Source organism: Petrachloros mirabilis (genome assembly GCF_975968855.1).
Genome location: NZ_CDLUDY010000217.1, coordinates 1 through 11392, shown reverse-complemented (window position 1 = coordinate 11392; position 11392 = coordinate 1). Strand labels below are relative to the sequence as shown.

The following is an 11392-nucleotide window of genomic DNA, read 5'->3' as shown; positions in this document are numbered from 1 at the left end:
CTGTTCTTCAAGATTTTCATCGTCGCCGCAACGATCCTGGTCATACTGGCATCAATTGAATTTGTGCACCGTTTTACGTTCTTCCGCGGCGAGTATTATTTCCTGGTCGTCATGTCGGCTCTCGGCATGATGTTCATGGCATCAGCCAACGACCTGTTATCGGTGTTCGTCACGCTCGAATTTTCGACCTTTGGATTTTATGTACTCGTGTCATATCTGAGAGAAGACGTAGCCTCCAATGAGGCGGGATTGAAGTTTTTCATCTTGGGGGTGTTCGCCGCCGGACTGCTGGCTTACGGGATCAGTCTCGTCTACGGGGAGACCGGCAAATTGGTATTTTCCGAGATGAAATCAGCCCAGGCGACGCCCGGCCTGATCATCGGTTTCTTGCTGATTTTCGGAGCATTAGGCTTCAAGATTGGTGCAGTGCCTTTCCACTCATGGATTCCTGACACGTACCACGGTTCTCCAACTCCGGTAACGGCATTCCTCTCGATCGCCCCAAAAGGCGCGGCCTTCGCCATCCTGCTTCGTATGTTTTTTGTCGCGTTGGCGACGTTCAAACCAACCTGGGTGCTTCTGCTTGTCGCCGCATCAGTCCTTTCAATGACATACGGCAATATCGTGGCAATCGCCCAGAGAAACATGAAGCGGCTCCTGGCCTATTCTGGCATCGCCCAGATCGGCAACGTGCTGATCGGCCTGGCTGCCGGAACCAAGATGGGTAACGACGCGATTTTGTTCTATCTCCTGACCTATCTGTTCGCAAACCTCGGAGCCTTCGCCATTATCATTGCCGTGGGTCAGGCAATCGGCAGTGAAGAAATCGATGACTACAGTGGGTTGGGACGACGTTCTCCTTTCCTGGCCTTTTCAATGTTGATCTTCCTCCTGTCGCTCGCAGGAGTACCTCCGCTGGCAGGATTTATCGGCAAGCTATATATCTTCGTCGCAGCCATCAAAGAAGGCCTCTACACCTTGATTACCGTGGGGCTTATCAATATTGTCATCTCGATGTATTATTATTTGATCGTCGTGAAGAAAATGTACATCGTGGAGCCACACGATCCTTCTCCGTTGAGCGTTTCCGGACCGATGAAAGCGGTCATTTACGTGGGTCTTGCCGGGACCTTGATTATCGGCGTGTACCCTCAGCCGGTTACTGATTGGGTTGTCGCCGCCACCATGATGTTCTCCGATGCCCCAGCTTCCGCTGTGGCGCTTCCCGCGGTCTCACCGATTACACCATCTGGAGGATAGTCCTCCTTCCAGCCACTCTCCGCCACAGGGGCGACGTTCCGAAATAATCCTTGCGGACATCAGTCAGCCAGAGTAGAGTCTGTGAGGGCTTTGCCTTATCGGTAGCGCGCACCGTACATTCGCCATGGAATCAGCCACACAGGAACAACCGGCTGCCACAGTCCCTCCTTCGTCAGAATCAACTCAAGAGGCTCCTAGCGCTGACTTTCTTCAGCCGACCCGTTTACCGTCCTGGCTCTTTAAATGGACGATCGAACAACGTGTCCTCGGAGGATTCGGCCTTGTCTTCGCAGGGATTCTCGTCATCAGCGTCGTTTCCTACCGCAATATTGCTGTGGTTGTGCAGAACAGCCGCTTGGATACAAGAAGTCACGAGCTTGTGCGAATCCTGGTCTCAATTGAGGAGACCCTGAACGACGCGGAAACGGGCCATCGTCGATTCCTGGTTACTGGAGACGAGGCCTACCTCAAGACCTATCGCACCCTGATCACGCAGATGCCGGATTATTCCCGGTACCTCCACTCCCTGGTTGATCAACGTCCGGATCAGCGGGACCAAATCAACCAACTCGAACGCCTGATCCAGCAACAGCTGGACAGCGAAGGTGACGCAATTACCAAACGGTTGAAGCAGGGAGCCAAGGCTGTTCGCCATCTTGCACTGCCCGGTGTGGCACGGCAAGAGCTCGACAGCATCCATCGTATTGTCCTAGACCTGGTGAACAGCGAACAACAGTCGGCGCGCGATCGCTTTTTCACATCCACTTCCAGCTCCCGCAATACCATCGCCCTGCTGGTCTTGGGCGCAGTATTGCAACTCGTCTTGCTCGCTTCGGTCTATTACCTGATCCACCACGACATCATGGCAAGGCGGCGGGTCGCAGCCGAGTTGAGGAGAAAGGGCGAGCAGCTGGAGGCGGCAAACAAAGAGCTTGAAGCCTTCAGCTATTCTGTCTCACACGACCTTCGTGCACCGTTACGGCATATCGATGGTTACGCGGCGCTCTTGGCCAAATCAACCGGGCAATCACTGAACGACAAGGCCCAGCGGTATCTCCAGACGATTTCGGATTCCGCGAAACAGATGGGGCAGTTGATCGACGATCTACTCGTATTTTCTCGTATGGGCCGTCAGGAAATGTTGCACAGCACGGTAAATTTGAACCAATTGGTCTCGACGGTGATTCATGATTTGCGTCTTGACTTGCAAGGAAAGTCGATCTCTTGGACAATTGGTTCACTGCCGGATGTGCCAGGCGATCCGGCCATGCTCAGGCAAGTCTTTATGAACCTGATCTCAAACGCGTTGAAATTCACGGCAACCAGATCTGAGCCCCGCATCGAGATCGGCTCTGCGGAATACTTGCCGGGAGAAGTCACGATCTTCGTCCGCGACAATGGCGTGGGGTTCGACATGCAATACGTCAACAAACTTTTCGGTGTGTTTCAACGGCTCCATCGCAACGATGAGTTCGAAGGAACGGGGATCGGTTTGGCCAACGTCAGACGGATCATCCATCGTCACGGAGGCCGCACTTGGGCCGAAGGGGCTCCTGATCAAGGCGCTACGTTTTACTTTTCCCTCCCGATGAAAAGGAATCTACAATGACCACCGTCAAACCGATCGTGTTGGTTGAAGACAATCCCCGTGATGCCGAGCTGGCACTTGCTGCGATGGAGGAGCATCATATTGCGGACAAAGTGGTAGTTTGTCATGATGGAGCCGAGGTACTCGATTACCTGTATTGCCGCGGGGCACACAAAGGCCGGCAAGTGGGCAACCCCGCCGTCGTCTTTTTGGACCTCAAGATGCCGAAGGTCGATGGTATCGAAGTGTTGCGGACCATCAAGAGCGACGAAAAACTCAAATCGATTCCTGTAGTCATGCTAACCTCGTCGCGTGAGGAACGAGACCTGGCGCAAAGCTACGCATTAGGTGCGAATGCCTACGTCGTGAAACCGGTAGAGTTTCAGCACTTCATTTCCGCTGTCAAGGAACTCGGCATGTTTTGGGGGGTGATCAACGAGCCGCCTCCCGAGGGAAGCCAATCTGCAGCTTAGACAGTCTGCGGAGGATATGTGACAACCCTGCTCCGCGTGCTCCATCTTGAAGACGATCCTGTCGATGCAGATCTCATCGCCGCCACGCTCACGGAAGCGGGACTTTCATGTTCGTCACACCGAGTGGACTCCCGCGACGGCTTTATCGAGAGCCTCGGCGCAGGAGGCTTCGATCTCATTCTCGCGGACTATTCGATCCCGGGATTCGACGGCATGACCGCACTATCAATCGCCCGTCAGGAGGCTCCAGAAGTCCCCTTCCTTTTCGTCTCCGCCACTATCGGGGAAGAGTTGGCGATCGATGCATTGCACCATGGTGCAACAGACTACGTCCTCAAACAGCGACTGGGACGGTTAATACCCTCCATTAAACGGGCTCTCCGCGAGTGTGAAGACAGGAGGGAACGGAAGCGGGCTGAAGAGGCACTGGTACACAGTGAAAGACAATTCCGCCAAGCCCAGAAAATGGAAGCCGTGGGGCGTCTCGCCGGTGGGATCGCCCACGACTTCAACAATCTGCTCACGGTTATTATGGGGTACAGCCACGTATTGGCGGCTGCGCTTGGTCCCGGCCATCCCCTTTATGAAAAAATCGAAGAAACTCAAAAAGCCGGTGAACGGGCTGCCATGCTGGTTCGACACCTCTTAGCTTTCAGCCGCAAACAGCCCTTAGAACCAAAGGTGCTCAGTCTGAACCATATTGTGAATAACCTTGAGGGAATGCTGCAACGTTTGATCGGAGCAGATATCAAGCTCAATGTCACCCTGGATCCGTCAAACAGCCACGTGCGAGCAGACCAAGCGCAACTGGAACAGGTGGTAATGAACCTGGTGGTCAACAGCAGAGACGCCATGCGAAGCGGTGGTACCCTTTCGATTCAAACGTCAATAGTGGAGTTGATCACTAGCCCGCCCTACCACGTGAAGCCTTTGCTGCCCGGTACCTATGTCAGGCTGTCGGTCGAGGATTCTGGAAGTGGAATGGATCCTGAAACCCAAGCCCATATCTTTGAGCCGTTCTTCACGACGAAAGAGGAAGGAAAAGGAAGCGGCCTGGGCCTTTCAACAGTGTTTGGAATTGTCACCCAGTTGGAAGGCGCGATCGACGTAACGAGCGAGGTCGGCCATGGCACAAGATTTGACATTTACTTCCCGCAGGCCAGCGGTCAGATCGAGCCGAAGTCCTCTGAGGAGCAGCCGAGTGGTTCTATCCGCGGAACAGAATCCATCCTCCTTGTCGAAGATGATCCCAACGTCCGCACATTGGTCCGAGACGAACTTCGCAAGCTTGGATACAGTGTAATAGAGGCCAGAAACGGCGTCGAGGCCTGCTTACAGGCTTCTCAACAGTTGGACCAAGTCAATTTGCTACTCACCGATATGGTTATGCCCGGCATGGGAGGTCGGGAATTGGCGCAACACCTTTCGATGATTAAACCGGAACTCCGCATACTCTTTATGTCCGGTTACACAGACGATCTTGGAATTCTGTCAGGCCATCGGCAAGAGACCACCTGTTTTTTACAGAAACCATTCACTCCGGAAGTCTTGGCCCAGACAGTCAGACGTTTACTCGATGCCGTTCCGACCGACGACAATTCTTCCCTTGGCCGACAAATGACCAAGACAGCAACGGCGCAATACTAATTTGGGAGGAATCCGACCAGCATCACATACTCCTGAATTGACGCCGTCCGAAACCACTGTCGAAACTTCACTAAAGATGTCATGACTTCCCCACCCCACCTTCAGAAGGTATTTCGAGTAGTTACCGCTCTCGTCGTGGGAGTCTTACTGCTACCTTATCAACCGACGGAGGATGTTCTTGCCCAGTCCGTATCATGGAATCGACTTGCCGAAGGGCTGTCCATCGGGCTATGGACACCATCCGATGCTTGTCCCGACGTGGCACCACTCATCGTGGCGGACATCGACCCTGTTCGGTACCGGTTCGCTGTCCACTACTATCGGAATGAATCTTTCGGCGAACCTCTTGATATAAACGAGTGGCAGATGAAGACCGGTCACGTCCTGCTCTTTAATGCCGGACTCTTCCAGGAAAACTACACCTATCTCGGGCTCCTCTATGGAAGGGGGGTAGCACTTGGAGGCAAACGCCATAGCACGTGGATGGGACTTTTTGTCGCCGAGCCAACTGTATCGGGAAAGCCGGCGGCAGGAATCTTGGACCTTGCCCACGATGCCTTTAACGAGGGAGAGCCTTCCTACGGGGAAGCGGCTCAGTCACTCATGTTACTGGATCGAAGCGGAAAGATACGTGTCAGACAATCGGGCAAGCAGGCGCAACAAACAATCGTGGCGGAAAGCAGAGCCGGTCACATTCTCGTGTTCAAGACCACCGAATCGACCACACTCCATGATATCGGGCGATGTCTCCGAGACGCCTATCCAAACGTTCGCCTGGCTATGGCCATGGACGGAGGGTCGTCCTCCGATATATCGATCAGCTCAACACTCCGGAAAGATCTCGCGTCCTCTACCCAATCATCCAGCTGGGTAAACCTCTTGAACCTCGGTCCGAACGGCCACCTGCCGCTACCAGCAGTTATCGGAATCAGTCCTCGATAACTTGAATCACCAGACCAGAGGCGCAAGGGGTAAGTTGCTACCGACGAGCCGTTTCGACCGGGAATCCCGCCGCTACCCAGGCATTCATGCTACCGCTGACATTGTAGACATGTTTATATCCAAGATCCGCCAGAGCTTCCGCGGCAATGTTGCTCCTATGTCCGGATTGGCAGTAGACCACGATATGGTCGTCCGGCTGTGCTCCAATCTCGCGATGGCGCTCCGCAATCTCGCGGAAATCAATATTGAAGTCAGTGCCGGGAATGAACCCTCCGGCATGTTCCTCGACCGATCTTACATCAATCAAGACGAACCCTTTTTGAGCCATCGAAGGGGCCTTGGTCAAACCGGCACGAAGCTGTTTCACCGACAAAAGATAGGAATGGTACGACCAACCGGCCTCCAACATTGCAAGGCAGGCGATCATTGTCAGCACTGGAAACCATAGCCTCTTCATGTTGCCTCCTTACGTCGTAGCGATTGTGAGTCAGCCTCGACCCATTCATAATAGAAACCCTATGTACGCTTGGTCAAGATCTGCTGTCGCGTTCCTTTGCCTCTTCCTCTCCGGTTGTGCAGACGGAGTCAAACTGGTTCATGAACACGACCGGGGAGGGATCGTCGTCTATCCCCTGAAGGGAAACCAAAGCGCAGTGCTGTCTCCTTTCAGGAAAGAAGCTCTGGCTCTGATCAGGGAGAAGTGCGGCGGGACTTACACGATGCTTCGAGAAGGGGAGACCAAGGGGAGGATGCGTCTTGCCGGCGCCGTGGAAGGTGCTCAGGAAATCGTGCGGGAGCGACGATGGGCTATTCAGTTCGAATGTAAGTAGCATGGCCAGAAACGGGCCACTCTATGCGACGGTAGGTTGTTGTTTCACTAAATCGTCGATGGTAAGCAGGCTGAGCAGCGTGATCCCCTCCGCTTCGACCTTTTTCTTCCCGTCCTGTTCCTTTCGATCCACGATGACCAATGCGTGGGTCACAAGAAGGCCTGCGTTTCGAGCCGCACCGATAGCCTTGAGGAGCGAACCTCCGCTCGTGAGGACATCATCGACAATCAGCGCGCGATCTCCCGGCCGAACCGCGCCCTCGATCAATTTCCCTAGTCCGTGATCCTTGGCCTGTTTCCGCACCACAAAGGTCCGCCAATCCCGACGGGGACTGGCCACAAACACATAATCTGAGATAGTGGTGGCAATCGCGATGGCTCCGATTTCCAGCCCGCCGAGGCAGTCCAGCTCGACATCAGCAAGGGCCTTATGCGCCAGGTGCGCGACAAGACGGCGCGCACCTGGATGGGCCATGAGCGCCCGACAATCGACATAGAAGGGGCTCATTTCGCCCGACGCTAACTTGAACCCTTTCTGTGGATCCCATTTGAATGAGTGGGTATTGTGGAACGCTACTGCCAATTCTTCGCGCGGATTTGTCATGCAATCCCCCTTGCCACACCGAATCTTCAGAATCGCTATTCTACACGGATGGTTGTTCCCGGAATACCGGGTTTACGGAAAAGAGTCTCGGTCAGCCACTGAATGGCAGCAGACCGCCAAACCGATCGCTGTGAGGATCGCCGCGTAATTCATGCCCCGATTGAGATTCCCCCAGGAGTCGGTCGCCAGTCCGACTTGGCGAATAGAAGTTGCGCCGCGCTGATGGATCTCTCCATAAACCCTCCTTCACAGTAACTCAAGTAGAAATCCCACAGGCGCAGGAACTCCGTCTCGTATCCCAAGGCTTTGACCTGGGAAAGGGCCTCTGCCAGATTCTTTCTCCAAGCTCTCAGCGTTGGAGCATAGTGTGCTCCGATGTCCTCCATGTGCAGCAATGAGAGGTCGCTGGTCTCCGCCGAGGCACCCGTGAGCGCACTGATGGATGGGATGCAGCTACCGGGGAAGATATATTTTTGAATGAAGTCGACCGAACGCGTAGCCTGTTTGTAGATCCGCTCGTCCATTGTGATTGCCTGAAGCAGCATCACTCCGCTCGGCTTCAACATTTGTCCGCAGATATCAAAGAAAGTCCCGTAGTATTGATGGCCCACGGCTTCGATCATTTCTATCGACACCAGCTTGTCGAACTGCGCACCAATGTTTGGCAAATCCCGGTAGTCTGACAATAGGACCACGACACGGCTGCTCAATCCGGCTTCCCTTATTCGTCGGATCGCCAACTCATACTGCTGCTGCGAAATCGTCGTGGTCGTCACGCGGCAACCATACCGCGATGCCGCATGGAGGGCGAAACCACCCCAGCCTGTACCGATTTCCAGCAGATGATCTCGAGGTGACAGCTGCAGCTTGCAACAAATACGATCATTCTTAGCCCGTGAGGCTTCTGCCAGCGTGGTATCCGGTCGCTCAAAGTAGGCGCAGGAATACATCATCATATCGTCGAGCATGAAGCGAAAGAACTCGTTTCCGAGATCGTAGTGGGCCGCGATGTTCTTCCGGCTCCCGTAGTGGGTGTTTCGATTCCACCAGTGGGCGGCCCTGAGGAGCGGTTTCGTAATCCAGGCGAGCCCTCTCTCCATTCCATTGAGAACTTCCCGATTCAGAACGAAAATCCTGATAAGGGCCGTGAGATCGTCGCAGTTCCACAAACCTTTGCGATAGGCATCGCCGACTCCAACCGTTCCCCTTACTGCGACATCGAGATAGGTGCGTGGATCAAGTATGGTCACCGTCGCGTGAAGTGAACAGTCCGGTGTCAGCCGTCCAAATGAGCGCCGTTCACGATCGTCCACGATGGTGATCATGCCCTTCTGAAGGCGAGCCAGCCGCCCGAACACAGCGTTCCGAACGAGCCGAAACCCTCTGATAACAACGCGAGGCGATGGTTCCGCTTGCACCGGAATCCGATCGATTCTCGGACGTGATGAAATCGTCGTCTCCTTTATCATTGCGAATGACCCGTCGCCACAGGCGACGCCTCCTTTCGTTTGCTGGGATGAGGATACACCGGGGCACCCTTCATCCAGAGTTTTAGTGCCTGCCAATGGATTGCCCCGATCACTTTGGTTGTCATCAGAGGATATTGCACAAGCACACGTGCCAATGCTCCCCCGCATAGTTCTCGCCGCCTTAACATCATCGTCGCATCAAAGAAAGGACGACCCCCTCGAAGATTCTTCATGTGAACGGTCAATCGTGAAGTCGGCTCCGTAAATCGCCAATCGTACGCCACGTCCATGTCGATGAACGGGGAGATATGAAAGGCCTTATTTATCTGATAGTGCTTGCTGGTACCTGCAGCGCGGTTGTCATCCTGACCCAGGACATAGCAATGGCGTTCTCCCCAGGGCGTATTGGTGATCTCGGCCACAATCGTTTCGACGCGCTTTCCCCTTCGGTCAAAGCAGAAATAGAAACTGACCGGATTAAAGACGTAGCCGAAATAGCGAAGGTGGGTCAGAAGTCTGATCGGGCCGGATGGCGACTTCCCCGTTCGTTGCGCAACCATTTCTCGAATAGTGTGAGTCAACGGGATTGCCGGATCCCCAACATGGTCCTTGCGATTGAATGAGGCAAGGTTCGATCGATCGACAGACCACAACCACCGCGTTCGGAACAGATCCGGCAGTTCGTCTAAATCCAAATACATCATGAACAAGCTGTAGGTGAAGGAGTGCGGGACGGGCGTGAATCGTCGGTGTCTTACCTGACCTTCATAGATTCCGCTCATCATGACGAGAGATACTTTCCGAAAAGGCTGCAAACGGCCAACGCACTCTTGACTCCGTCTTCATGAAACCCAAATCCCCAATAGGCACCGCAATAGGACGTTCGATTGACTCCGTTGATCTCCTTATGACGCTGCTGTGCCTCGACTGCCGCTAGCGAATAAACCGGATGATGATAGGTAATACGACGGAGGATCTTTCCTGGATTAATGGCGTTGGTATGGTTTAGCGTCACGCAGAACTCAAGGGGGGCGGTCAGCCTCTGCAGCCGGTTCATGTGGTAGGTCACAACCGTCCGGTCCGGTTGGACCGCCAGGAGGTGATAGTTCCAGGCAGCCCAAGCTAGCCGCCGACTCGGAAGTAACGATACATCCGTGTGCAGCACCGCTTCATTGTCCTGATAACGGATCGCGCCCAGGATTTCTTTCTCCTTCGCCGACGGATCCGCCAGCATCGCCAAAGCCTGATCGCTGTGCGCCGCGATGATCACGTGGTCGAATCGTAAAGCCCGGTACTCCCGGCGGTGCAGGCTCGCGCGAATTTCGACGTGGTCAGGGAAGCGGCTGATCGATTCGACGGGCGAATTCAGGAGGATGTGCGATCGGAACGGCGCCACCAGCTTCTCGGCATAACGTTGAGAGCCACCCTTGATCACCCGCCACTCGGGCCGGTCATCGACCGATAGCATGCCGTGATTCTTGAAGAACTGCACCAGATAGCGGGCGGGGAACGCCTGCATGTTGTCATGGCTTGCCGACCAGATCGCCGCGCCCATCGGCACGATGTACTGCTCGACGAATTCCATTGAATAGCGGCGACTGTCGAGATACTCGCCCAGAGAAGGGCCGGACTCGGGTTGGTCGAGCAGCGACACCGCCTCCCTATTGAACCGGAGGATGTCGAGTATCATCTGGTAGAAGGAGGGGCGGAGCAGGTTGCGCCGCTGGGCAAAGAGCGTATTGAGCGAGGTTCCGTTATATTCCAACCCCGTGCGCTCACACTTCACGCTGAAGCTCATATCGCTCGGTTGTGACTCGACCCCGAGCCTCGACAGGAGATGGATGAAATTCGGATAGGTCCAGTCATTGAAGACGATGAAACCCGTATCGACCGCGTAGGTCCGGCCGTCGACCGTGACATCGAGCGTATTCGTGTGGCCTCCTATGTAATCGGCAGCTTCAAAGACCGTGATCTCATGGTCTCGGTGCAATAGGTACGCCGTGACCATCCCCGAAATACCGGTTCCCACGATGGCAATTTTCATGACTCAACACGAAATTATCAGAGGGATATACAAACCGTACACGGATGACGATCCAAATCTCCCTAGGAACCGGACCGCACTTTCTGTTAGGCCCAATTCGCATGTTTCTCGTCCTGCACTTTTCCTGCTTCTCTGAAGAAGCGGAACGTCGCAATCATGTTGCAAACCGACGGACTTGCTCAGCTAAGGTGTTAGCCACCTTGTTGAGGTCAAACGGCCATGCGTAATGAAGTTCGACCGACGGATGAAGCTTCCTGAGTTCTTCCAGGATTTCCGGAATCTCGACCTCCGAATGTGAACCGCCTGGTGTAAACATCGTTGTCGTCACAGTAATGTGCGTCGCCCCCTGCTTGATCAACGCCTCGACTGATTCTTCCAAAGTCGGCGCGCAAAACTCGTTGTAGGCGATCCCGAATAGCACGCCGTCCAATTGCGATTGGAGTTCCGCAGCCACGGCCTCAAGACCGGACTTGTACGGATCGGTCTCAACTGTCCGAGGCCATTGTCGGATCTTGGTATCGAGTTCGATCTCTTCT

12 protein-coding genes are annotated in these 11392 nt (G+C 54.4%); 6 read left to right on the top strand and 6 right to left on the bottom strand.

Annotated features, from left to right (window positions below; all coding sequences use genetic code 11):
* From ACWVCN_RS09000 to ACWVCN_RS08980, 5 genes are all read left to right on the top strand, one after another.
* A partial coding sequence (locus tag ACWVCN_RS09000; RefSeq protein ID WP_455245233.1) for an NADH-quinone oxidoreductase subunit N occupies positions 1–1260 on the top strand: 1260 nt, incomplete at its 5' end.
* Positions 1261–1384: 124 nt separating this feature from the next.
* Positions 1385–2869: a sensor histidine kinase gene (locus ACWVCN_RS08995; protein WP_455245232.1), complete on the top strand. Its 1485-nt coding sequence runs from the start codon at positions 1385–1387 to the stop codon at positions 2867–2869.
* The gene (locus ACWVCN_RS08990; protein ID WP_455245231.1) at positions 2866–3321 is read left to right on the top strand and encodes a response regulator; all 456 of its coding nucleotides are present in this window, start codon (positions 2866–2868) and stop codon (positions 3319–3321) included. The genes ACWVCN_RS08995 and ACWVCN_RS08990 overlap by 4 nt, the downstream gene beginning before the upstream one ends.
* 18 nt (positions 3322–3339) lie before the next feature.
* A complete protein-coding gene (locus ACWVCN_RS08985; protein ID WP_455245230.1) occupies positions 3340–4968 on the top strand; it encodes a response regulator in 1629 nt (542 codons plus the stop codon).
* Between the two features lie 81 nt (positions 4969–5049).
* Positions 5050–5910 (top strand): hypothetical protein, encoded by an 861-nt coding sequence (locus ACWVCN_RS08980; RefSeq protein WP_455245229.1) that lies wholly within the window; start codon positions 5050–5052, stop codon positions 5908–5910.
* 37 nt (positions 5911–5947) lie between these two features.
* On the opposite strand, the gene ACWVCN_RS08975 is transcribed toward ACWVCN_RS08980, so the two are convergent.
* Positions 5948–6367: a rhodanese-like domain-containing protein gene (locus tag ACWVCN_RS08975; RefSeq protein ID WP_455245228.1), complete on the bottom strand. Its 420-nt coding sequence runs from the start codon at positions 6365–6367 to the stop codon at positions 5948–5950.
* Positions 6368–6428: 61 nt separating this feature from the next.
* Between ACWVCN_RS08975 and ACWVCN_RS08970 the strand changes: the two genes are divergently transcribed.
* Positions 6429–6740 (top strand): hypothetical protein, encoded by a 312-nt coding sequence (locus ACWVCN_RS08970; RefSeq protein ID WP_455245227.1) that lies wholly within the window; start codon positions 6429–6431, stop codon positions 6738–6740.
* Between the two features lie 21 nt (positions 6741–6761).
* Here the strand turns inward: ACWVCN_RS08970 and pyrE are convergent, their stop codons facing one another.
* The 5 genes from pyrE to ACWVCN_RS08945 all read right to left on the bottom strand — a co-directional run.
* Complete coding sequence (gene pyrE / locus ACWVCN_RS08965; RefSeq protein ID WP_455245226.1) at positions 6762–7343, bottom strand: orotate phosphoribosyltransferase; 582 nt, start codon at positions 7341–7343, stop codon at positions 6762–6764.
* Positions 7344–7492: 149 nt separating this feature from the next.
* Positions 7493–8812, bottom strand: a complete 1320-nt coding sequence (locus tag ACWVCN_RS08960) for a class I SAM-dependent methyltransferase (RefSeq protein WP_455245225.1) — start codon at positions 8810–8812, stop codon at positions 7493–7495.
* The gene (locus tag ACWVCN_RS08955; protein ID WP_455245224.1) at positions 8809–9597 is read right to left on the bottom strand and encodes a DUF1365 domain-containing protein; all 789 of its coding nucleotides are present in this window, start codon (positions 9595–9597) and stop codon (positions 8809–8811) included. Before ACWVCN_RS08955 ends, ACWVCN_RS08960 begins: the two co-directional genes overlap by 4 nt.
* Positions 9594–10856, bottom strand: a complete 1263-nt coding sequence (locus ACWVCN_RS08950; RefSeq protein ID WP_455245223.1) for an NAD(P)/FAD-dependent oxidoreductase — start codon at positions 10854–10856, stop codon at positions 9594–9596. The genes ACWVCN_RS08955 and ACWVCN_RS08950 overlap by 4 nt, the downstream gene beginning before the upstream one ends.
* A gap of 154 nt (positions 10857–11010) precedes the next feature.
* Positions 11011–11392, bottom strand: a 382-nt coding sequence (locus tag ACWVCN_RS08945; RefSeq protein WP_455245222.1) for a sirohydrochlorin chelatase, incomplete at its 5' end; no start/stop codon positions are given.